The organism is Paenibacillus sp. UMB4589-SE434 (genome assembly GCF_030226685.1).
Classification (GTDB): Bacteria; Bacillota; Bacilli; order Paenibacillales; family Paenibacillaceae; genus Paenibacillus_B.
This window is the reverse complement of record NZ_JASOYK010000003.1, coordinates 370,917-394,823: the sequence shown is the minus strand read 5'-3', so window position 1 is coordinate 394,823 and position 23,907 is coordinate 370,917. Positions and strand designations below refer to the sequence as shown.

Here is a 23,907-nt window from a genome sequence, read left to right as displayed (position 1 = left end):
TCCCGTATTCAGCAGAAGGGCATTATAGAAATCATTTATATAGTGCAATACGTGATTGGTAAATAAAATCCCGAATCTCTTGAATAGTCTCCCTGGAAATACGAGAGAGTTCTGAGTAGTATTTGTCGTACCTTTTTCTACCTTCTTCATCTACATAAGTGAGATCAATGTTTAACTCAGGATACAAATACAAACGATCGTTCTTCGGAAAGAAATGTATTCCTGTAAAATCAGTAAAAGCATCTAATTTAGTCACTAATTTCACAAATAATGATTGAATTGTAGAATTAAAAAATCTTGCGGACGGTTCTTTTGAAAAATATATAAGTTCATCGATTTTTTTCGTGTTTTCAGAGTTATAAGAACAATAAGTGGAGATATCTTCAATAATGTCTATAAAGGATTCCTCTTCTATCTTATTAATAACTTTATTCAGGAGTTCCTCATCCATCATAAATAACTTACTATTGCCTTGTTGCCCACCATTAACTGAACTCGCTTCAACATCTGTGCCCCTAATCCAACCTCTAAAGTGATATTCATCAGAATCCTTACTATTAAAATCATTTAATGATAATACAACTTCAGTAGAGATTTCACTGATATTACCGATGAATCTTACCAAATTCGACTCAACAAGTGCTTTAAACATTTTATATTTCTCAATTTCAGGTTTATCGACCTCATGCTCATATACTTTAAGACTTATATCTGCACTTTTCTTATTGGCAAGAAACTGATCATTTAAAACTAAAGCAAAGACAGGAATATTGTTTTTCAATGCAAATTCGTACTCTAACTGCGTATAACTTTTCCCACTTTCCGGTTCCACAGTTCCGTACTTACCACCAAATATCAACATTAAAATATCAGACTCTTTTATCCAATCCTCAATTACTTTCCATTGACTTTTACTTGCCGCAGTAAAAAGTTCCATCCCTGCAGGGATGTGTCCGGCACGTAGAATACCTTCAACAGCTTTCTGTCTTTCATCCTTTAAATCTAGGAATGTTGAGGAAACAAACACCTGTAACTTCTTTTTCAACGACAAGTCCTCCTGTATCGACTCTATATTATATAAATTTTGGGGCAGGTATTTTCATATAAGGCAATATATAAATATTACCATTTTATTAAACATCTATCTACGCTAATACTTACAACTTCTATAGTTAAGTTGGTCGAAGAACAAGAACCCCTTCAAGTTAGATTAGAAGGGGTTCTGACACCGTCACATCTTGTTTAATCTTTTCTCACTAATAGTGAACAGCACTCCACATGTGTCGTATGCGGGAACAATCTCCTATGGAAAAGAAATTGTTCCCAACCCCTTAAACAGTCTTCAAGAACTCCACAATCGTCAGCAGACCCTTGTCAAAGTTCTCCAAGTTAAAGTGCTCATTAGGCGCATGCAGATTCTCGTCCGGCAAGCCGAAGCCCATCATCACAACAGGCGCCTCCAGCACACGAGAGAACGTCTCCACGATCGGAATCGAACCGCCATCCTTCGTGAACAAGGCACGAGTGCCATAGACGCTCGCATAAGCGTCAGCCGCCACTTGCAGCATACGATCCGTTGGATCGATGTTGAAGGCGCGGGCTTTCTCGCCGTCTGTAATTTTCAAAGTCGCGCCTGGCTGAATGTGCTTGTTCAGGTGCGCCTTGATCTTGTCGAGCATGTCCTGCGGATCTTGGTCACCAACTAGACGGCACGTAATCTTCGCATGCGCTTCCTTTGGAATAACCGTCTTCGTGCCTTCACCTTGGAAGCCGCCATATACGCCGTTCAGCTCCAGCGTCGGACGTGCGCCAACGCGCTCTACGAAGGAATACCCCTCTTCTCCGTACAGCGTGTCAAGGCCCAGCTTATCCGTGAGCGCCTGCTCGTTCATATTTTGCTTCGCAAACTCCTCACGCATCAGCGGCGACAGCTCTGGCACGCCTTTGTAGAAACCTTCCACGGCTACGCGGCCCTGCTCGTCATGCAGCGTCGCCAGCAGCGCCACGAGTGCATGCAGCGCATTTGGAACACCACCGCCAAACGTACCGGAATGCAGGTCCGTGTTAGCAGTGTTCACTTCTACCTCCAGCGAGCACAGACCACGCAGACCCGTGCTGATCGCTGGCTTGCCTGGCTCAAGCAGCGACGTGTCCGAGATGATGACCGCGTCTGTCGCCAGCTTGTCCTTGTTCGCATCAAGGAATGGCGGCAAGCTTGCGCTTGAGATCTCCTCTTCCCCTTCGATGCACAGCTTGATGTTCACTGGAAGCCCATTCTCTTCCTTTAAGATCGCTTCAATCGCCTTAATGTGCAGGAACAACTGCCCTTTATCGTCTGTCGCGCCGCGTGCGTACAGCTTGCCGTCACGGATGTCGGGCTCAAACGGCGGGGTCGTCCACAAATTCAGCGGATCTACAGGCTGCACATCATAGTGGCCATAGACCAGAATGGTTGGACGGCCTGGCGCATGCAAGTAATCAGCGGTCACAATTGGATGACCATTCGTCTGGTGTACCACCACATTCTCCAAGCCAATACTGTTCAGATGCTTCTCAAGCCAGGAAGCTGCTTTGTTTACGTCCTCTTTATGAGCAGACAATGCCGATATGCTCGGAATCGACAACCATTCTTTTAGTTCAGTCAGATGCTTTTCTCTATTTTGTTGAAAATACGTTTCGTAACTCATATTCAGTAACGCCTCCTTCATATGTATAACGTTATTGTACGCCTTTTGGACCATTTGTGAAATTACGAAATTGGAAATATCCGAAATGCCGAAATAGCGACATCTCGACTTGGTGATATGCTGGTACGGTGACATGCACATTCCATCATTCCTCTTACAATAATGGCGACAGCATCCGCGACACACCTTCTAGCACCCGCTGCCAGCGTGATCGCTTGACGAATTGCTCATAATCGATCTCCTTGCTCTCTGCAAAGTCCATCTCAAAATCCTGCGCCAAGCAGTCGATGACCGCTTCATCGAACATAACTGCATTCAGCTCAAAGTTGCTGAAAAAGCTGCGCATGTCCATGTTGGCCGTGCCAACGCACGCCAGTGAGTGATCCATGACCATCGTCTTGGCATGGGCAAAGCCTTTGTAATACTCAAAGAAGCGTACACCCGATTGCATCAATTCCTCTAAGTACGAGCGCGCTGCCCAGTCGACGATCTTGGAGTCCGACTGGTGCGGAATAATAATTCGTACATCTACACCGCTTACGCCTGCTGTCTTTAAGGCAAGCTGCGTCCCCATGTCCGGGATAAAGTACGGTGTCATAATCCATACACGCTCGCTCGCGCAGCTCAGTGCCCCAAAATACAGCTCCTGAATCGCATCCCAGCTCGTATCCGGCCCGCTTGGCACGATCTTCACCTGTTCATTCCCGGGACAGATATGACGCGGAAAGAACTCCCGCTCCAAGAGCCGCTGCTGCGAAGCAAACGCCCAGTCATGCACAAACACCGCCTGCAGCGTGTATACGGCATCCCCCTCAACCTGTAGATGTGTATCTCGCCAGAAGCCACTCTTTGGACTGCCACTCACATATTCATCACCGATGTTAATGCCGCCAACAAACCCAATCCTGCCGTCCACGACAACTATTTTTCGATGATTCCGATAGTTGAGGCGCCGCTTGAAGAAGGACACCCATACCGGCAGAAACCAGTGGAATTCAATACCTGCATCTTCGAATTGCTTCACATAACGTCGTTTCAGCTCGATGCTGCCGACACCGTCGGCAATGACACGAACCTTTACGCCCTGCTGCGCCTTGTCAATCAGCAGCTTTTGGAACATGGCTCCTATGGAATCGTCCTTAATAATGTAAAACTCCACATGAATATGGTGCTCTGCCCCTTTGATCGCCTCGGCTATCGCTTCATATGTGGCATGTCCGTTCGTCAGCACCTGTGTGCGATTGCAGCTTGTGATCGGACTTTCTGATAAGGTTGAAATGAGACGGAATAGACGATCCTGCCGTTTCATTTCAGCATTTTGAAGCTCCTCTACATCGCGAACAACATGGAGAAAGTCCAACTCTTCGATCACATGATCAACAAACCAGCTTTTACGAATTCGTCTTCTGGCCGTATATTCTTGCGCAAGAAAATAATACATGACAAATCCGATTATCGGGATACAAAATGAAATCCACAGCCAGGCGACTGCCTTAGCGGGATGCTTGTACTCCAACACAAGGATGGTAAACAACTGAAATATATAGAACAGTAGTCCGATGATCCACCATATCATTGCACACAATTCTCCTCATCTTATCATGGCCTATGTTCAGCCTTGCCCACATGTACCTGTATTCATTCATTTATCATAGGGCTATATAGACACAATAAGAGCCAGACAAAACAGAGGCTGGTCACGTTTTGTGGTCATGTTTTGTCTAAGCAGGGAATAAAGTGCATTAAGAGGAACATGCATGACCAATTCGGGAGGTGATGTTATGAAGCGGCGATGGTTCAACGATTCGATGACATTGCTCGTTATAAGAGATGCAGAGCAAGCAGTCAAGCAAGTCAATGTCCCGAAGATGCTGATCGTATCCGTACCGATTGCGGCCTTGATGTCGATCTCTGGTCTTATCCTCACTATGCAGTTCACTTCTGCCAAAGAGATTAATACGCTTAAAGGACAGCTTAGCAGTCAGTCTCTAGCGCTCGATGTCACAGTCAAAGATAAAGATGAAGCCATCCGCAGGCTGCAAAATGAAATCGTCCGTCTGTCCGCTGAAGCAAAGGACGTCAAACATCGCGTACAGCAAATGAGTGATCTGGAGAACAGACTCGAGAACTTCGTGGAATCTCATCTGGGCTCCGAATCCGCTGCCAAGCCCCCTAAGCTGTCCTTGTCACGAACATCGTGGACGGAGACTGAGCAAGTTGGCGGCGAAGCATGGTACGCCGACACGGATGAACTGATTCAGCTTGCCCGTCAATCCAGCTTTGAGCTGAAGCAGGTCCAGCAGATGCTGAACACGGTGGCACAATCTGCTCCCGCAACCCTGAATCAGGCGATTCAGAAGCAAACGACGATAGCCGGCACACCGTCCATCTGGCCGACGACGTCACGCCGCCTCACTTCCAGCTTCGGATACCGTCAAGATCCGATGACTGGACGTGCTGCCTTTCATGCGGGCATAGACATCGGCGGCGAGGTGGGCGATCCGGTATACGCAGCAGCAGATGGACAGGTTATCGCAGCAGAGTTTAATCACGCTCGCGGCAACTACATCATCATTCGACATGTCAACAACCTGGAGACGTGGTATATGCATTTGAGCAGGCTTTCCATCCAACCCGGTGATAACGTGTCAAAGGGCGACCTGATCGGCAAAGTAGGCAACACTGGGCGCAGCACAGGGCCCCATTTACATTTTCAAGTGGTCCAGCAAGGTGCGCCTATTGATCCCTCTCCGTATATGCAGCACAGCCATACCCAAGTGGCAGCAGGCGGCAAGGACACCTATTAAAGCAAGTTGAGCTGTATGTATCCTTCAAAATATGTAATCGAGGTGAGCTTATCATGTTAGGTAAATCCAAATCTGCAAGCACACGCTCCATTCCATCTACAGACACTTTGATCAGCTACGGTACGGAAATGGAAGGAATTATTCACTCCCCTTCTAATCTACGTATTGACGGCGCGTTTAAAGGGGAAATCAGAAGTAATGGCATCGTTGTCATTGGGGAAAAGGGAGAGGCGCATTCCAATATCGAGGCGCAGCAAATCATTATTGCGGGTAAAGTATTCGGGGAGCTAAAGAGCAGCGGCAAGATCACAATCACCCCGTCGGGAATCGTGTCTGGTAATTGCGAATCACAGTGGCTTGTCATTCAGGAGGGCGGTATTCTTAACGGAAGCAGTCAAATGGAGCGGCTGGAGCAGGCTGGGGACAACAAGCAGAAGCCAACAAGCAAAGTTAATGCGGAGGGGAAGCCCAATCCAGATCACAAAGTGAACGAGAAGCAAGCGGGTTAATCCCCCTTGCTTCTTGTTCCATATAGAGGAGGTAGGAATACCGATTAGGGGGTGCTGCTTTGTGCTGTGCTTGCTCAGTGCTTGCTCAGCACGTTCTGCCACAGCGTGGATGGATAGTTGAGCAGTGGCAGAAACTGCTCAATTCAATAGAAAGACCAGATTAATAAGACAAGCGTTCGTGCTGAATCAAGCAATCATAAGGAGTGCCTGTTGCCATGGCCGTCCATAGGATGCCGAGCATCTTGTGCTCACGGACACAGGTGCTGCATGCACCTAATGGAATATGCCCGCGGAAGAATCCCGTGCGGAATTGCATGGTGCTTCGTTCTGCCGATACAGGCTCGCGACAGCCGAGGCAGTACACCGGCTTCTGCGACAGATGGTGTGACGTATCCAAGGTCTCCATGTACAAGGCAACCCTCCTGTTGGGAAAAGTGTAAACTTTTCCATTTGCTACATTTCGTATCAATAATGTACGTTATAACGAGCTCCTTGTCAAGCAGATTGCTCCAATTTGTTACGAAGCAGTTCGTGAATTCGCACTCTCTCTTGATCATCCACCAGCCAGTAATAGATACCGTTGATTCTAGCGCTCCGACCTTGAACCGCTATTTTTTCGACCTCTTTCAAAGTTGACATATAGTGCACCATAACATTTTGCCAATCTTCAAATCGAAAATTCGTTTTGATGTAATTTTTCATCGTGTCGAGTAAAGCTGTCCAGTGTGTCATCCCTTGGAGAGATGCCGCACGCTTTAAGACCGATTGCAGCACTTCTCGCTGACGGTCCATACGACCGAAGTCCCCGTTCGGGTCCTGCTTGCGCATCCGTACATAAGCCAAAGCCTCATATCCAGCCAAATGCAGGTCGCCCTGCGCAAAGTGAACCCCATCCAGTTCAAACGGAAATTGATTCTTTACTTCTACCCCACCTATCGTATCAATCATCGTCTGAAAGCCTTCCATATTTGTCTTTACATAATAATGGATCGGGATCTGGAACATCTCCTCAACAGACGCCACTGACATCGCCACACCGCCAAACGCGTAGGCATGATTAATCTTGTCCTCTTTATTTCGACCGACAATCTTCGTCAGCGTGTCGCGCGGAATGTTCACCATCGTCACCCTACCTGACTTCGGATTTATGACAGCAATCGCCATGCTGTCCGACCTTCCGACGTCCCCCTTCCTTTCATCCACCCCCAAAATAAGGACCGTAAACGGCTGACCTTCATTTAAGCTTGGGTCTGTCAATAAGGGGGACGTGTCCACAGGCTTGTCAGCAGACTTATTACCGCTATGGACTTTGGTCATGTTTAACGGGACAAGCTTTCTCGGCGGCAATGGCTCATACATCGCATTAGCCGTGCTCCTCAGCTTGTACCATAACGTTCCACCTACCGCTGCGGTCACTAGCAGAAGTGCCGTCATCACAATAAAGACGACCTTATGCCAAGGTCGCCAACGGTTCCATATTTTTATCATCGGATCACTCCAGAGCGCATGTCAGCTTGGTACCATCCCCGAGACAGCGCTAATCTAATTGATAACGCATCTTTACTGTAATCCACATCCGCTTAGCTGGTTCCGTTAAGAACGCTCTACTCATAGCTTAACCTGCATAGACTTTTATTCGTATAGCCCATCTTATTCGCATAGGCCATCCTGCCTTAGCTCTTGCACGCAATTCTGCAGCGCTTGCTGCCAGTGCCGCAGCGGCTGGAATCCGTTCAACCGCAGCGCCCTCCCGTCCATTACGGAGTAGGACGGTCTACGGGCAGGCCTTGGAAATTGTGAGGTTGGCACAGGCCGCACTGGCACCTGCATCCCCGTCTCCTTCATAATGGCGCTCGCAAAGTCGTACCAAGAGCAGGGACCCGCGTTTGTTACATGATAAGTACCATACAAATCCGATTGAAGCAGATTCACAATCGTCTCCGCGAGATCAACCGTATATGTTGGGCAACCAAACTGATCGTGAACGACCTGCAGCTCAGACTGCTCGCGAGCCAGCCTCATCATCGATTTCACGAAATTATGCCCGTGTCTACCAAATACCCAAGAGGTACGTACGACAAAAGCGCGCTGATGAAGCTGCTTAATAAACTGCTCTCCCTGCCATTTGGATGCCCCGTATACATTGATTGGACGCGGGCGGGCAAATTCATCGTACGGTTTCAAGGACCGCCCGTCGAAGACATAATCTGTGCTGACATACATCAGCTTGGAGCCGACTGCTTGTGCGGCAGCAGCTATATTCCGTGTTCCATAGGCGTTAATCCGGAAAGCCGTATCTGACTCGCTTTCTGCCTCATCCACCTTCGTGTAGGCTGCTGCATGGATGACCGCTCCTGGCTGTTCATGGCGCATCCATTGCATAACAGCTACCACATCGGTGACATCCAGTTGCTTCCTGCCACATGCCACGTAAGGAATGCCGCGTTGATCCAATGCGGCTTGTATATCCCTGCCAAGCTGCCCATCTGCGCCAGTAATGAGAATCGGTTGTATTTTCCGTATCATCAGTCGCCCTCCCTTTTAGTCACCCGGTAGTTCTGCATCTACGAGTAAGGGCAGCCGCTCATCTTTGTCCGAAAGGATAGGTGAGGACGAAGGCCATGGAATATTCAACGTCGAGTCGTTCCAGCGTATTCCTCGATCAAGTTCGGGTGAATAATAATTGTCTACTTTATACAATACCTCGGCATGCGGGGTTAGCGTACAGAAGCCATGAGCAAAACCTGCCGGTATAAGCAATTGGAGTTTGTTCTCAGCACTCAGCTTTACGCCGGTCCACTGCCCGAATTGAGATGAATGGGGCCGGATATCCACCGCCACATCCCATATTTCGCCCGCCAGTACACGTACCAGCTTAGTCTGCGCTTTAGGGGCCAACTGGTAGTGCAGTCCCCTGAGCGTGCCTTGAACAACAGATAACGAATGGTTATCCTGAACAAATGTAATGTCGATGCCTAAGTCATGCAATCTGCTGCTATGATAGCTTTCCATAAAGAAGCCTCTATCATCTACATGAACGGTCGGTTCCAGAATCCAGACGTCATTCAGCGTCGTATGCGTCACCTTCATCACTTTGCCCCCTGCTCATCCCGATGTAGGTCTTGCTTAAGTATGAGACAACAATAAAAGGGGCATTCATCCTGCCCCTTTTATGCGCTTGCTGAATTAAGGGTAGAAAGGTGTTTGAATAATTACAGGTGTATTTCCCTCACTAATAATCAAGCTGCCGCTTAACATCGGAGAAGCCGATACAATGGAGTTGTTGATCCAATACAGTTGTGTGCTCGCATTATCCAAAGGTCCAATACTTCTCAGGAGCATACCTGTATACATTTTGGATGGAGTGCGGTTATCCTCGATCGAGTTATCCTGAATGATTACATTTCGGAACAAACGATTTTCAAGCAGCGCAATACCTGCGCTGTTGCCATCCTTGCCGCTATACAAGGAACCCGCATTAACGACCGTGTTTTTCTCCACGGTTACGTCTGTTAATACGCCATGCACATCCCAGGTGATACCGTTGCTGTACGAATTACGAATCATATTGCCCCGAATCAGCATATCCGTGATGTTGGCTGTTGTGCTGAACAACGTGAGATCAATACCCGCTGCGTTCGGGGATAAGGTCATATAACCTCCACCCGGATTTTCGAAGTCAATAAAGTTATTCAGAATGGAAAGGCCGGTCCAGGAGTAATTGCCTTTGTTGTAAAATTGAATCCCTGCTGCTGCCGCATTTGTCGGTAAAAACCCACCGCCCCGTGCATTTACCAAAATGTTGTTGTTCTTAATGGTTAACGTACCTACATGGTCAATTGAAGCCCATAGACTCATACCAAAGACGGCTTTCTGAATCCGGTTGCCTGCAATTAAATTGTCCTTATTTTCATACGCAGGATTGTCAGTAGGACCGTAAATGATACCCGTCCGGTATTTGCTGATCGTATTGTTCAGCACGCTCTTGGTCGAACCGTGAATCTCAATGGCAGTGTTCGCTCCAGGACCGCCCGCTTCGATGAAATTACCTGACACAAGGACGTTATTTCCTACTAAATACATACACGAAGTGTCATAGAAGAACGTCGCTCCAGATCCCATGTTCAAAAATTTATTGCCCGTAATCGTCATATTCGCCACTACATTCGCCATAATCGAATGAATCGCTAGACTGTTCTTCACCGTAATATTAGCGATCTTAACGCCGCTTCCGGTATACATCATAATCTCGCGGCGTGCGTTATAAGAATCGGTTGGTTTAGAGGAAATCGGATTGTTTATTGAATTGGAATCAATCGTAAAATCAGTAATCGACAGGTTTTTGACTGGCAGTTTAAATTCGAATACGTTGTTGTATACCCCTATTTTATTTGCGATTTTAAGCGTACCAGTGCCGGCAAGCGATACCTTTTGCGGCATTTGGATAAAGGTCTGGCCCGGTATAGTCATCGTCCCTAATATATATGTGCGTCCCGCGGAAAAATGAACGGCAGCATTGGTCGTTAATTGAGAAGCATAATTAACAGCAGCCTGAATATATGGGCGGTCATCCTGAACCGAATTACCAAGCGCTCCGAACCATTCGGGATATACGGTTTTAATTGCAGCAGTCCCTGCTACGTTCCCTTGACCACCGAATATTTTATACAGCCCCGCAACAATTTTTCCGTTAATATATAAATTTTTCCCTGAAGCGACTTGTATTTTAGCATTCTCGCCAAATGCAAGCGTAAGGTTGGAGTTAAAAATCAAGTTGTCGTTTAACACATAGGTTCCGGTTGGAAAATAGATCGTGCCTGTCAATAGATTGCTTGCCTTGATAAGTGCTTTTGTATCATCCTTGATGCCATTTCCGACGGCGCCAAACGCTTTGATACTAATTCCTTGCGGCTTAGGCGCATCTAATGCAGATGCTTTCATCGGAGGGAAGTCGTTCACTTGCAGCATGAAGACGCTTAACATCACACAGACAATTAGCAGCCACCTTCCCAGATACGGAATCTTCGTCCTCTCTTTTCGCAATGCTCTCACCTTCTTTCAAAGTATGATCCCCCCTATCGATAAATTGAGCAAGTAGGAGCAATCGTAACATATACTATGATTTCCCACGTAAAGTTGCTTAGTCTGACAACTAATATTTCGTATTTTTATACAACGACAACAAGCCGTTACATAAACGCAGCGGCTTGTTCGACTAGTTTACCTATTGAATTCATCACTTCGGGATTGCGGTAAATGGGAAAATACTTTTCTTGCAGCAGTCCTATCCCTAGGCACTGAATCGATAAATTATATAACTCCTCATTTCGAATCCGCTTACCTACGTAGAAATCAGCTGCCTGATGCTCATTAAAGCTTCGTTTGAACCGATATAAATTATCATTCCCTGAGTACCCGCCCCCAAGGTGCAATACTTTGCAGCCAATTGACTTGGCCCACATCGCGGCTTTATGAATAAGCAGATTTACAGGCGCGCATTTCAAATGCTCGTTGTCCGATCCCATCAAATGATAATGCGCATAATCACCATAATGCATAAACAAACATGACGTAATGACCTGATCATTGCGAATAACTTGCAGTAGTTTAATATTTTCCCGCAAATAACCGACGGTATTCTCAAAGAAATCTTTTTTAAAATAATAATAGGAATTGGCTTGTTTCTTGCACATCGTCGAATAGTATAGCCTTAACAAATCATCGAGTTCGGATAAAGGAGTGAGTTTCACCACCAGCCCTTCACGTTCTGCCCGCCGAATGCGATTGCGGTTATCGCGTGAGTATTGGCGCATAATACTTTGTTCGTCCATCGTCAAATCTATGAATATCGTATTGCGCACGTACTCTGGATTGCAATCCTGATAGTACTGAGCGTTGTTCAACAGCGGATGAAAACGTACAAACTCCGTTACTATACGCTCTGTCTTGCAATACTCATCAAACTCCTGCTCAAAGCGACGAAACATCGCTTCACGTTTTGCAGGGTCATCCACATTGCTTATGGGCCCACCGTATCCGTATGGGGTCGTAATATCATACACAGGCTCTCCATTATGTAATTCCGTGAAACCAGGCTGCCGAGATGCATCTCTTAAAAGGAAGGGGTAGCAAATATAGCCATCCCCTTCACGATATACGAACAACTGCGCTTTTCCTTCGCGGTTCTCTTCGTAAATGCGGCAATAATCAGCAGTAAAGTAAATATCTGCTTCTGGTATCGCACGGATCAATTCATTCCATTCCTTATCCTGTTCCAAGTTATATACAACGACTGCTTCCATGAAGCTCCACCCTCCACATAATGCTGCCTGACTCGGCATGCCATCAAGCAATGCTCTTATCCCTGTATTGATACATAGATCTTGCCCGAGCCGGAACGGATGTACGCCGGCTCATGCCCTGGAAATTGGAACGCTCGCGCCACATTCCAGATCTGGTCCGACCGCGTACCCAGCTTAATTTCTTTGCAAGCTTTGACATCCTCAACCTTATAAGTCTGAGGTGTGATACCCATCTCGGCCGCCATAATGTCCTGAGGTGTGGACACCGCCTTACCTGCAGCAATCTGAGGGAGGTACTGCTTCATTAATTCCAAGCCGATCCGGTTGCAACTCTCAAATAAATCGTAAACTGTATGCTGTGGCTCAATAGGAAATCTCTTTACATCAATGATATCTCCCGCATCAACTCGTTCATTCATCCAATGCAAGCTTGTGCCATATTCTTTACGCCCTTCCATAATAGCTGCGGCATCACACATAGACCCCCTCATCTCAGGTAGTGGTGCACCGTGCAAATTGATGACACCAAGCTTGAATCGATTCAGATGTGATCGCCTTAGCACCTTATGGAAGCGCACACTTACGCCAATGTCAGCCTGCACATGCTGCAGATCGTCCATATCAAGTATAGGGATTCCTCTTTCCTCTGCCACTTCCAACATGTTGCGATCCTGTATCGTCTTCCTCCAAGCCGACATCGGTTCGCGGGAACATACGACACCTGCAATCCGGAAGTCAGGACGTGTCAGCAGCCATTCGAGGCACTCAATAGCGATGCCCATACTACCCAATAAGATTAGATTCATCATCCTTCCCCTCCTTCTAGGCTTCTTGCAGGTTCCCTCCGCCTCCTTCTATCCACCGTCAACTACATCAACATCTGCCGTTCTTTATCTAGATCCATCACAGCCTGACTCGGATAAATAGCCACATCCTTACGTGCAAAAACATGAATGACAGTCAGCCATAAGATACGGATATCAACAAGGAAGCTCCAATGTTCGACGTAATGAGCATCCAATTCAAATCGCTCTTCCCACGAGAGCATATTCCTACCTGAAATTTGGGCAAGGCCTGTTATTCCGGGCCTCACTTTAAAGCGAGTTAATTCTTTAGATGTATAATAGGGATTATATCTGACAAGCAGAGGACGAGGCCCGACCAGACTCATATCACCTTTCAGCACATTAATAAGCTGCGGCAGCTCATCCAGACTAAGGCGGCGCAGGCAGATTCCTGCCTTTGTGAGCCGACTCTCATCAGGAAGAAGATCCCCGTTTGAGTCTCTGGCATCCGTCATCGTACGAAATTTGTATAAATGGAATGACTTCATCTCTTTGCCAGGACGTTCTTGGAGAAACCAGATTGGGTTTCCAATTCGAATCCGTACAAATAAGGCCGTTAACAGCATAATTGGACTTAACAACAACAGTAAGATCGATGCTACCGTGATATCAAAGCACCTTTTCATCTCTATTACCCCACATTACCCATATATTTGCACAGAATATGTTTCATTTGTTCAATTGCCGAGTGTACTGTAACATCCTCTGCTTTCACTTGCTCCATTCGTTGGACAAATAACGCCAACTCGTTGGTTATGGCTGTATATCGCCCGTCATGACAAGCTTGCGCATGCTCTCCAAGTTCTACCGATTGGCCAGCTTCCAACCGCTTGGCATCGCAAACGCTAGACGTTGTCTCTGTCCTCATCTACCTCGCCAGTGCATATAACATCGACTGTATGCCCTCGATTACTCGTTCTTGCTGGCTCTCCGTCAAGTTAGAACCTGAAGGTAAACATATGCCATGTCTAAAGAGTCGATCGCTGACACTTGTACCTTCCTCATGCTCATAATAGTCCGTGCCTTTGAACAACGGCTGCAAATGCATCGGCTTCCATACCGGCCGGCATTCGATATTTAGCTGTGCCATATGATCCACCACTTCATGGGCGGTTATTCCATACACGTCTGGTTCCAAGGTCAAGGCTGTCAACCATCTCGTAGACATGCCGAATGCTGCTTCTGGCATCATAACGATACCTTCCATAGGCGATAAATGCGCTTCATACCGAGCAAATATTTGCCTTCTTGCCTCCACTTTCTGCGATAGTACAGCCAGTTGTCCTACTCCAATTGCCGCCAGCACATTGCTAAGTCGATAATTGTATCCCATGACAGAATGCTCATAATGTCTTGCAGCATCTCGTGCTTGGGTCGCCCAATAACGCGCTTTCTCCAATGCCGGCAGATCATTTGATAGTAACGCTCCGCCACCCGAAGTCGTAATAATTTTGTTTCCATTAAAAGAGTAGATACCGAACTTGCCTATCGCGCCGCTCATCGTATGTTTGTATGTTGCGCCGAGCGATTCAGCGGCATCCTCAACAATGGGTACGCCATATCGCTCGCAGACGGCAACGATCGGGTCCATATCCGCATTTTGCCCGTACAAGTGAACGACCACCACAGCTCGTGGCAGTTTTCCTCTCCGTGCGGCATCTTCGAATGCACGTTCCAATGCTTGAGGCGACATGTTCCAAGTATCAGGCTCCGAGTCAATAAATACCGGTTCAGCCCCGACATACAAGATCGGATTTGCACTTGCTACAAACGTCAGAGTCGAGCAAAATACTCGATCTCCTGGACCGATGTCGAGCAGCCGCAAAGCAAGATGAATAGCAGCGGTGCCGGAGCTTAAAGCTACTGCACCCGCACAGCCTGCCTTGCTGGCTAATTCACGTTCAAATTGGTCCACCATAGGCCCAAGCGGTGCAATCCAGTTGCTGTCGAATACAGAGGCCACATACAGCTGTTCCTCCCCGCCCATATGCGGCGGGGATAAATAAATTCGTTCTTGATTCATCACTTGCACCTACCTACTGTTATGAATGATGTTATGATACTTGATTGGCTTGGCAGGAACACCAACAGCCGTACAGAAAGGTGGCAGAGAACGTGTGACGACTGCGCCTGCGCCAACGATTGTGTTCTCGCCTATCGTGTTCATCGGAATCACTACAGCATTGGAGCCGATATCACATCCGCTTTCTAACAATACATGACCTGAGATCCGTGCACCTGGCAGTATCGTTACACAAGTCCTTAACGTAGAGTCATGCCCGATCGAGGCACCATAGTTGATAATGACGTGTTTATCCAGCTTCACGTTTGTCGATACAATCGTATGCGCGCATACGATTGCTCCTTCGCTAATATCCGCATCCTCTGCTATAACGGAGGTTGGATGAATAATCGTGGCATAGCGGGGAGCCAATCCTGTTCGTTCAATGCGATCAAGCGTGCTTCTCCGTACGAAAGAACTGCCGATGGCGCATACGACATAGACATCGCGAATGGCCTCTTTGGTTAACCATTTCAGCGAGCCCAACACCGGAATATCGTTTAGCTTCATCCCGTGTATGTCCTCGTTATCGTCGACATAACCGATCAGCTTCCAGGTATCCTGGATACGATTAATATCCTGGACGCACTGCGCGACTTCCCTGCCTTGGCCGCCGGCACCTATAATGATTAATGGGTTCATATTGATTGTTCCTTCTTATTTCAGTATCGTTTACATCGTCACCTGGACTTTCTCTTGAGCAAAGGATGGAATAAGCTGGCGCCCAATAGAGTCATAATAGAAACCTGACTTATGCATGTCTTCCAAAGGCCAGCAATTGCGACCGTCGATAAGGATGGGAGCTGCCATTGCGCTCCTGATCATCTGCCAATCTGCCTTGACAATCGTCTCCCACTCCGTCAACACGATACACGCGTCGCACTGCTCCACTGCTTCGTATACCGATTCACAATAGGTAACGGAATCACCAAGGTGCTTGCGTGCTTCTTCAGCTGCAATCGGATCATACACCCTGACGTTTGCCCCAAGTCGAGTCATGATCGGAACGACCGTTAAAGAAGGCGCATCACGCATGTCGTCTGTATTGGGCTTAAACGATAGTCCTAACACGGCGATTCGCTTCCCCTCAACATCACCTAAAGCCTTGGTCAGCTTCTCGATGACCAGAAGTCGCTGCCGTTCATTCGTCTCAATTACGGCATCCAACAACGAGAAGTCGTACCCTTGCTCACGGGCCATGTACTGAAGCGCATAAGTATCTTTTGGGAAGCAGGAGCCGCCATACCCGATGCCTGCTTGCAGAAACCGATGTCCAATCCGGCCATCAAGCCCCATGCCGTGTGCAACCTCTTCCACATCCGCCCCCAAGCACTCGCACAGGTTGGCTATCGCGTTAATAAACGATATTTTAGTCGCTAGAAACGTGTTGGAAGCATACTTAATCATTTCCGCGCTCTCCAGCGTTGTCTTCACCATCACAGAGCCAAAGGGTTCATATATTTCAGCCACCGCATCAGCCGCTGACGGCTGTGTTGCGCCAATGACTACACGCTCCATGTTTAAAGAGTCATAGACCGCCGAACCCTCACGAAGAAACTCCGGATTGGATACGACATCAAAGCGCGCATGAGGAGCTTCTTCCCGAATCCACTGCTCCAGCTTCCGCCCCGTACCTACGGGTACCGTACTTTTGGTGACTACAATTTTATATGCATTGATCGCTTTGCCAATCATGCGGGCGGCACTCTGAATATAAGTCATATCCGCTTCGCCGGATTCCGACATAGGTGTTCCAACTGCAATAAAGATAAATTCAGATTGCTGCACGGCTTCTTCAATATTTGTCGTAAAGTGAAGTCTGCCCTGTCGCATATTTTCGCTTACAAGCACATCTAATCCCGGCTCATATATAGTAATATCAGCCTGACGAAGGCGCTCAATCTTGCCATGGTCCACATCGCAGCATGTGACGTCATGCCCGGCATGTGCAAAGCTGGTTCCCGAGACAAGTCCAACATACCCGGTGCCAATAACTGCAATTTTGCGTTCACTCATCTGCTTGTTCCTCCTGCTGCGGCTGAAGGAACCTGAACCTCTTGAACCTCTGTCGGAATAAAGGAAGAAACGGTAATACGCTCAAGCGTATCGCCCAGATAAGCAATCATCGCGTCTCTAAGCTCATCCCGCTGCAGCGAGAAATCGATCGTCGCCTTCAAGAAGCCCAATTTGTCCCCGACGTCATAACGAATTCCTGCAAATTGGTAAGCAAGCACAGCTTGGTGTTCATTGAGACGGCGTATTGCATCCGTTAGTTGAATTTCACCACCAGCTCCTGGAGCCTGTGTTTCCAAAGCTTCAAATATTTCCGGTCTCAGCACATATCTGCCCATAATAGCAAAGTTCGAATCTACCTGCCCTGGCTGCGGCTTCTCGATGAGAGATCGCGTATTAAGCACGTTTCCTTCGCCAGGGTTGTCATAAGGCTCAATAATGCCGTACTTGTTAACGTCCGCATCAGGCACCCACTGTACACCGACAACCGAACTGTGATAACGATCGTATACGTCGATTAATTGTTTCGTACATGGAACTTGCGACTGCACAATATCATCACCAAGCAGCACTGCAAATGGCTCATTGCCGATAAACGAGCGTGCGCATAAGATAGCATGGCCGAGCCCCTTTGGTTCCTGCTGACGAATATAGTGAATGTTCGCCAAATTCGAGATGCCGCGTATTTCCGCTAATGCTTCATACTTCCCAGCAGCAGCCAAGCTTTCTTCCAATTCGAACGATTTATCGAAATGATCCTCAATTGCACGTTTGCCGCGTCCACTTATAATTAAAATATCTTCAATGCCGGAGGCTATCGCTTCCTCCACAATATATTGAATGGCCGGTTTATCCACGATGGGGAGCATTTCCTTAGGCTGAGCCTTGGTGGCTGGCAAGAAGCGTGTGCCTAGACCTGCAGCCGGTATTATCGCTTTGCGTATCGTCATTTTAACGCCTCCGTCTGTAATTCTACGTGTAGTGCTCTCTAACTATCGTCCTGTGAGGACATCACATCTCATTGCCAAGCCCTGTTGTCACTCTGTCACCTGTGCTGTCATCGTTTCCTTCGCATATGCATACGCCGCAGTCAATCCGCTGTTCAGATCAATACTCGGCTCCCAGCCAAGGCGTTCTCTCGCCTGGGTATTGCTTAAATAGCTGTGCTCGATGTCACCTGGACGCTGCTGGCCGAACACGGGAGCAGCTGCCCCTGTTATGTTCTGAAGGTATCCATACAAGTCGGACACACTCGTTGGCTGACAAGTGCTGATGTTCACCGTATGGTTTCCACCTGCTTCAAGCGCAAGCAGATTGGCACGCGCTACATCTTTGACATGAACAAAGTCGCGTGTTTGTGTGCCGTCTCCATAAATAACGGACGACCGATTGCTCAACATATTGTCAACAAAGATGGAGACCACTCCACCTTCGCCCTTCGGAATTTGACGCTCCCCATAGACGTTGGCATACCGCAGTATCGTATAGCTTAAGCTAGGGCACTGCTCGTGCTTTAAGCGGATATAGTGTTCAGGTGTATATTTGGACACACCGTATGCAGACATCGGCAGGATGGGGTGCTGCTCGTCTACGGCCAAATAATGCGGATTGCCGTATACAGCGGCTGAGGATGAATAGACTATTTTGCTGACTCCGTACTTTGCACAGCAATCAAGGACTTGGAGTGAGCCCAAGATGTTGACATCCGCGTCAAATCTCATATCTTGCTGTGAGCGCTGGACATCGATTTGGGCAGCAAGATGAATGACTGCCTCCGGCTGTTCTCGCTCGAATACCGTCATTAACTGCGGCGAGGTGATTGACATTGAATATCTGACCGCTGAATCTGGCGTATGGCGCCAGTCCCCTGAACTGCCGTCATCCACAATAGCAACCTGATGGCGTGCTGCGATCAGTTGATCAACAACATGCGAGCCAATAAATCCAGCTCCCCCTGTAACGACAACTTTCATAGGGTTTCCTCCCGTTGTTTTGGCTTGTTGTAAGCTTCACCGCTTACAGTAGTCGAAGTATTAGAAGCACCAGACCTTAAATACAAGCGCTCGTACACTTGCCCAAAAGCTTGAATCACATCGTAGGGGTGAAAGTCGCGGACAACACGACGTTTGCCGTTGTCTCCAAGCTTCTTCCCTTCTTCCCTATGCAGAGCAATATATTTCATCTGTGCGCATAAGCCAGACGCATCTCCAGCTTCAATCATGAGTCCGGTTTGACCATCAATAACGGTATCCATCAATCCGGTAGACCGCGCGACGATCACAGGCTTGCCTGCGGCAGACGCTTCCAGCACTACATTGCCAAGTCCTTCCCGATATGAAGGCAGTACCAGACAATCCAATGCTGCATAATAGAGGGGCAATTCATGTTGATAGCCAGCCTCGATAATATGTGAATCTGCCTCAATCGTTTGCTTTGTCAGTTCCGTGATCGGGTCTGCTTGTTCTCTCGCACCGACAAGCAGAAGTCGAACATTCGGCAGTTGAGCCTTAGCCAGTTGGAACGCTTCGACGAGTGTGTCCACACCCTTATCCCTTGTCATGCGGCCGACAAAACCAAACAATGTCGCCTCACGCGGTACGCCCAGTCGAAGTCGAAGCTCCTCGGCTTTAGCAGCTAAATCAGGTGTTACCTCATAACGTTCAGCCATGATGCCTTTGCAGCTGCCGTTGTGAGGGACAGTTACCTTTCTTGCAGCACATATACGAAGCGATGCCAATTTACGCCTAAGGCTATCGCTTACCGCTATAACTTCATGCGCATTAGCAGCGGCAATACGCTCGGTCCAAGTTAGCAAGCGTCTCTTCCAACCGGACAATGTCTCAAGCCGCAGCCCGTGACACGTATACACCCTCGTCGGCACACCGCATATACGCGCCGCGAGGCCAACGATAAGCCCAGCCTTTGGCGTACCTGCGTTGACGATGTCCGGCTTGATGTCACGAATGAGCTTAATCGCCTTCCATAAGCTTTTTATATCCTCCAGCGGAGACATCTCCCTATTCATCCGGAGCTCCCTAAATGCAGCGCCTTCCAACGCTTCATCAGCAGGTCGACTGCTGCATACAACGGTCACCTCATACTGGCGGTCACGAAGATATTGAATCTGCTGCTCAAAAAAAGAGACGCTCTCCTGCACGGTAACAGCCAGCAGGATACGTCTCTTTTGTGTATATTCAGCTTCTTGTGCTCGTTTACTTGCCGGCATAGCCCATCACCTCTGCGACCGACACGGATGACTGCTCCGTTCCCCTCTCCCTTGCTTCCCGGTAAGGTATATACCATTCACAGAACTTTCTTAGCCCTTCTTCAATTGAAGTCACAGGTCTATAGTCGATATCCCGTTGAAGCGCGTCAATATCGGCGTAGGTAACTTCTACATCTCCAGGCTGCATTTCTTTCATTCGAATATTAGCTTGGACACCTAGATTCTGTTCAAGCAAACGAATAAACGTCATCAGCTTCACCGGCTGGTTATTGCCAATGTTGTATACGCGATACGGGGGTTCTTCGCCATCACGAACCGGCGCTTTGGGAACTAGTCGCATAATTCCCTCTACAATGTCATCGATATAAGTGAAGTCTCTCATCATCTCACCGTTGTTAAATACATCAATCGGCTGCCCAGACATCATCCGCTCAGCAAATGAAAAATAAGCCATATCCGGTCTTCCACATGGTCCGTATACTGTAAAGAATCGAAGTCCTGTTGTCGGCAGATCGTATAAATGACTATAGGTATAGGCCATCAGCTCATTTGACTTTTTAGTTGCCGCATATAAGCTTACGGGCCGATCCACTCTGTCCTCAACCGAAAATGGCACCTTCTTGTTCGCCCCGTACACCGAGCTTGAGGAAGCGTACAGCAAATGCTTCACCTCATGTGTTCTGCATGCTTCCAACATATTAACAGTCGCTACAACGTTGGACTGGATGTATGCATGAGGGTTAATGAGACTGTAACGAACACCCGCTTGCGCTGCTAAATGAATAACAACATCCGGCTTCGTATTTTCCATTAGCGCCATAATCTCGGATGCATTTTCCAACTGCATGCGATGAAATGAAAATGAAGGGTATTTACTTACAAGTTCGGCAAGTCGCATTTCCTTCAATTGAACATCATAATAATCATTTATACAGTCAATTCCCGTAACCTGATGGCCTTCACGCAAACATCTGTCCGCGGTGTAAGAACCAATGAACCCTGCAGCTCCTGTTATCCAAATCTTCATCCTTCCACCAACTTTGCAACGGATATACGCGATTGTTGACGAACATCTTGAGCAAACGATTCCCAAAATGCAGTACGTCGCGCGTTTAATACCTCATTCGAATATTGTCCGGCTTCCTCATAATTCTTCACGGCAGCCTCCTGCATGAGCTCTGGACTTGCGGCCAACAAACGGATCTTATCGGCGAGCTCTGCCCAGTTTCCTTTAGGCGTAATCCACTGTTCCGGCAGCAATTCGGGTATCCCCCCTGCTGTCGAGCCTATGCTTGGCAGCGCTCTGCTCATCGCTTCAATCAATGCTCGTGGCAGGCCTTCCTGAAAGCTTGGCTGCATGTACATATCGAGCTTATCCAGCCACTTCTGTACTTCTGTCCCGCTCGGAACCGGGTCATGGAACACTATACGATCTGACACGCCTAGCTGATCTGCATAGCGACGCCACCTCGATTGATCTCCTTCGCCCAATACGTGAAAAGATACATTTAAGTCTTTTAATTGCGCAATAGCTTGAATAGCTATATCTACACCCTTGTACTTGGAAGCAAGCGATCCAACCAGACCAATACGCAGTTCAGCTGCTTCCCCCGATGCCGTATACCGTTGCTTTATTCGCTCCAGTCGATCACGAAGCACCTCTCTCGGTGCGGAACCGACTTCTACGTTGGAGCAATGAATCGTACGACCTTTTGTAGGATAATGTCCTTGTAAAAACGACCGTGTCACATATAGTGCATAAGAAGCTTGTTTGACCAGCCGTTTCGTACGCAGTGTCATGATAGGGGCATATACTTTGCCCTGCCAAGTGCCATAGTTCCACAGCGCATCCCAGGCATGACCAACTACCTCTACTGCCCATGGTTTGCCCATCCGATTCGCAACACGAATCGCTTCTGCTCCAATCTCACTTGGCAAGCGTGCGATCAGTGCATCCGCCCCCTCAAGCTGCTGTTGAATAATAGCTCGGGCTTGCTTGCGGTTCGTTAATTGAGCGATTGGATTACTCAAATTGGGTACAGCTTGGAATGTTACGTTGGGACCGCTCGACAACTTGCGGTTGACAGGCTGTTGTCCTGGTCCGAGCTCAATGATACGAGTAACTACCGTTAATTCTGAACAAGCCTGCAAATAGCGCTTCCATACGTTGTAATCAAAGTAGTTATGGTAAACCTCATTTGAGCCATGTGTCTGTTCCACTTGTACATCATAAGCAAATACAAATTTCATCCTGTCGCGCCTCTCCTCTCTTGTTCACAGTGCTGGATTCCATGGCCGTCACTCGCCAACAACTCATCGATTAATGCTTCATATTGGCCTGACGCATGTTCCGCCGTGAACCTCAGATCCGGCTCTAGACTTGTGGCAGCTGCGTCTATGCGCAAAGCCTGCAATTGCTGCCAGATTGCCTGTGTCATGGCCTCCACATCACCGCATGGTACGGTTACAGCACCCTTGACACCAGCGAGTACTTCCGTAGTTCCTGTTGCTGTTAAAGTAGCGACTACTGGCGTACCACAAGCGATCGCTTCAATTAATGCGGTTGGCAGACCTTCCACGTCAGAACTTTGTACATAGAGGTCCGCACGCTTCAAATAAGGCAGCGGGTTAGCCGTGTAACCAGGAAGATCTACATATTGATCCGCTCCAAGCTCAGAACGAATGTGTTCTAGCCGCGTTCTGTCAGCTCCTTCACCGATCAGAATGACACGGATAGGCAGTCCAGATCGTCGCAGGCGGGCCGCCGCTTCGATGACTAAGTCATAGCGCTTCTCAGGAGACAGCCTGCCGAGACTTACAATAATCGGTGCTGCTGATCCAGATTCTACAGCAGAAGCGCTGCTTTTCTCGTCACAAAACCAAGGATGACGACACTCTTCATCTTTGCGATCATTAAATCCTTGATCGATAACCGCGTTGTAAATGACCCTAATACGGTCTTGAGGGATACGAAGCAAACGATGAATCTCATCGCCCATCGCCGCAGAGCAGCCGACAACAGCGTCTGCCCGCTTATAGCACAGGCGGCGCAGCGAATTGGTACCGGGTGGTCGCTTACGGCTGATCGCGCTATGCTCGCACACGATAACCGCGTAAGGCCTCTTGCACCAACGCTTCGCAGCAACAGCCATCACGTTGTTCTCCCACAGGTTCGCAATGACAACGTCTGGTTCAACCTTGTGCAGCGACCGGATCAGGCGCGGCAAGGCAAGTCTTAGCCTAGGTGCCCGCATCTCCGTCACCTGTACATAAGGCGGTACTTGCGCACAATATGGACCTTCGAAACGATTGACGATCAGATGAAGCTCGTACTTCTCTTTGTCCAAGCTGTTGAGGAGCATCGTCACAGCTCTTTCCGCTCCACCGCCAGCCATAGATGTGATCAAGACGGCTATACGAGGCTTGCGCATCTCCTGTTGCTTCAATTTTGTCACC

Annotated in this window: 23 protein-coding genes; 2 read left to right on the top strand and 21 right to left on the bottom strand. The window is 48.0% G+C overall.

The features are described 5' to 3' along the window. Nucleotides 1-31: 31 nt before the first annotated feature. From QP775_RS14280 to cls, 3 genes are all read right to left on the bottom strand, one after another. Entirely contained in the window at nucleotides 32-1,045 is a 1,014-nt protein-coding gene (locus QP775_RS14280; protein WP_285106933.1) for a DUF4062 domain-containing protein, read from the bottom strand. 286 nt (nucleotides 1,046-1,331) lie between these two features. After that, complete coding sequence (locus QP775_RS14275) at nucleotides 1,332-2,687, bottom strand: dipeptidase (protein WP_285106931.1); 1,356 nt, start codon at nucleotides 2,685-2,687, stop codon at nucleotides 1,332-1,334. 154 nt (nucleotides 2,688-2,841) lie between these two features. Further along, on the bottom strand, nucleotides 2,842-4,263 hold the full coding sequence (gene cls / locus QP775_RS14270) for a cardiolipin synthase (protein ID WP_285106929.1): 1,422 nt from the start codon (nucleotides 4,261-4,263) through the stop codon (nucleotides 2,842-2,844). A gap of 205 nt (nucleotides 4,264-4,468) precedes the next feature. Between cls and QP775_RS14265 the strand changes: the two genes are divergently transcribed. Continuing rightward, nucleotides 4,469-5,494, top strand: coding sequence for a M23 family metallopeptidase (locus tag QP775_RS14265; protein WP_285106927.1), 1,026 nt, complete (start codon nucleotides 4,469-4,471; stop codon nucleotides 5,492-5,494). A 53-nt stretch (nucleotides 5,495-5,547) separates the two neighbouring features. After that, nucleotides 5,548-6,003 (top strand): bactofilin family protein, encoded by a 456-nt coding sequence (locus tag QP775_RS14260; RefSeq protein ID WP_285106925.1) that lies wholly within the window; start codon nucleotides 5,548-5,550, stop codon nucleotides 6,001-6,003. 160 nt (nucleotides 6,004-6,163) lie between these two features. On the opposite strand, the gene QP775_RS14255 is transcribed toward QP775_RS14260, so the two are convergent. The 18 genes from QP775_RS14255 to QP775_RS14170 form a co-directional block, all read right to left on the bottom strand. Next, on the bottom strand, nucleotides 6,164-6,415 hold the full coding sequence (locus QP775_RS14255) for a hypothetical protein (protein ID WP_239330103.1): 252 nt from the start codon (nucleotides 6,413-6,415) through the stop codon (nucleotides 6,164-6,166). An 83-nt stretch (nucleotides 6,416-6,498) separates the two neighbouring features. Beyond that, the gene (locus tag QP775_RS14250; RefSeq protein ID WP_285106923.1) at nucleotides 6,499-7,491 is read right to left on the bottom strand and encodes an LCP family glycopolymer transferase; all 993 of its coding nucleotides are present in this window, start codon (nucleotides 7,489-7,491) and stop codon (nucleotides 6,499-6,501) included. Between the two features lie 162 nt (nucleotides 7,492-7,653). Beyond that, nucleotides 7,654-8,529, bottom strand: a complete 876-nt coding sequence (gene rfbD / locus QP775_RS14245) for a dTDP-4-dehydrorhamnose reductase (protein ID WP_239330107.1) — start codon at nucleotides 8,527-8,529, stop codon at nucleotides 7,654-7,656. A 15-nt stretch (nucleotides 8,530-8,544) separates the two neighbouring features. Further along, on the bottom strand, nucleotides 8,545-9,093 hold the full coding sequence (gene rfbC / locus QP775_RS14240; protein ID WP_285106921.1) for a dTDP-4-dehydrorhamnose 3,5-epimerase: 549 nt from the start codon (nucleotides 9,091-9,093) through the stop codon (nucleotides 8,545-8,547). 96 nt (nucleotides 9,094-9,189) lie between these two features. Next, complete coding sequence (locus QP775_RS14235) at nucleotides 9,190-10,971, bottom strand: glycosyl hydrolase family 28-related protein (RefSeq protein WP_285106919.1); 1,782 nt, start codon at nucleotides 10,969-10,971, stop codon at nucleotides 9,190-9,192. 221 nt (nucleotides 10,972-11,192) lie between these two features. After that, on the bottom strand, nucleotides 11,193-12,305 hold the full coding sequence (locus QP775_RS14230; RefSeq protein WP_239330113.1) for a lipid II:glycine glycyltransferase FemX: 1,113 nt from the start codon (nucleotides 12,303-12,305) through the stop codon (nucleotides 11,193-11,195). Nucleotides 12,306-12,361: 56 nt separating this feature from the next. Further along, nucleotides 12,362-13,111, bottom strand: coding sequence for a methionyl-tRNA formyltransferase (locus QP775_RS14225; RefSeq protein ID WP_239330115.1), 750 nt, complete (start codon nucleotides 13,109-13,111; stop codon nucleotides 12,362-12,364). A gap of 62 nt (nucleotides 13,112-13,173) precedes the next feature. Next, nucleotides 13,174-13,782, bottom strand: a complete 609-nt coding sequence (locus QP775_RS14220) for a sugar transferase (protein WP_285107293.1) — start codon at nucleotides 13,780-13,782, stop codon at nucleotides 13,174-13,176. Further along, nucleotides 13,782-14,018: a hypothetical protein gene (locus tag QP775_RS14215; RefSeq protein WP_239330119.1), complete on the bottom strand. Its 237-nt coding sequence runs from the start codon at nucleotides 14,016-14,018 to the stop codon at nucleotides 13,782-13,784. Before QP775_RS14215 ends, QP775_RS14220 begins: the two co-directional genes overlap by 1 nt. Further along, the gene (locus tag QP775_RS14210; RefSeq protein WP_239330121.1) at nucleotides 14,019-15,173 is read right to left on the bottom strand and encodes a DegT/DnrJ/EryC1/StrS family aminotransferase; all 1,155 of its coding nucleotides are present in this window, start codon (nucleotides 15,171-15,173) and stop codon (nucleotides 14,019-14,021) included. 9 nt (nucleotides 15,174-15,182) lie between these two features. Beyond that, a complete protein-coding gene (locus QP775_RS14205) occupies nucleotides 15,183-15,854 on the bottom strand; it encodes an acetyltransferase (protein ID WP_285106914.1) in 672 nt (223 codons plus the stop codon). A 30-nt stretch (nucleotides 15,855-15,884) separates the two neighbouring features. Beyond that, the gene (locus tag QP775_RS14200) at nucleotides 15,885-17,228 is read right to left on the bottom strand and encodes a UDP-glucose dehydrogenase family protein (RefSeq protein ID WP_285106912.1); all 1,344 of its coding nucleotides are present in this window, start codon (nucleotides 17,226-17,228) and stop codon (nucleotides 15,885-15,887) included. Beyond that, entirely contained in the window at nucleotides 17,225-18,175 is a 951-nt protein-coding gene (gene galU, locus QP775_RS14195; RefSeq protein ID WP_239330127.1) for a UTP--glucose-1-phosphate uridylyltransferase GalU, read from the bottom strand. Before galU ends, QP775_RS14200 begins: the two co-directional genes overlap by 4 nt. A gap of 87 nt (nucleotides 18,176-18,262) precedes the next feature. Next, nucleotides 18,263-19,198 carry an NAD-dependent epimerase/dehydratase family protein gene (locus QP775_RS14190; protein WP_239330129.1) on the bottom strand — a complete coding sequence of 312 codons (936 nt, stop codon included), beginning with the start codon at nucleotides 19,196-19,198 and terminating at the stop codon, nucleotides 18,263-18,265. After that, entirely contained in the window at nucleotides 19,195-20,451 is a 1,257-nt protein-coding gene (locus QP775_RS14185) for a glycosyltransferase family 4 protein (protein WP_285106909.1), read from the bottom strand. Before QP775_RS14185 ends, QP775_RS14190 begins: the two co-directional genes overlap by 4 nt. Further along, nucleotides 20,438-21,478: an NAD-dependent epimerase/dehydratase family protein gene (locus tag QP775_RS14180; protein WP_239330133.1), complete on the bottom strand. Its 1,041-nt coding sequence runs from the start codon at nucleotides 21,476-21,478 to the stop codon at nucleotides 20,438-20,440. Before QP775_RS14180 ends, QP775_RS14185 begins: the two co-directional genes overlap by 14 nt. After that, nucleotides 21,475-22,701 (bottom strand): glycosyltransferase, encoded by a 1,227-nt coding sequence (locus QP775_RS14175; protein WP_285106907.1) that lies wholly within the window; start codon nucleotides 22,699-22,701, stop codon nucleotides 21,475-21,477. Before QP775_RS14175 ends, QP775_RS14180 begins: the two co-directional genes overlap by 4 nt. Next, on the bottom strand, nucleotides 22,698-23,906 hold the full coding sequence (locus QP775_RS14170) for a glycosyltransferase (protein ID WP_285106904.1): 1,209 nt from the start codon (nucleotides 23,904-23,906) through the stop codon (nucleotides 22,698-22,700). Before QP775_RS14170 ends, QP775_RS14175 begins: the two co-directional genes overlap by 4 nt. Nucleotide 23,907 lies beyond the last annotated feature (1 nt).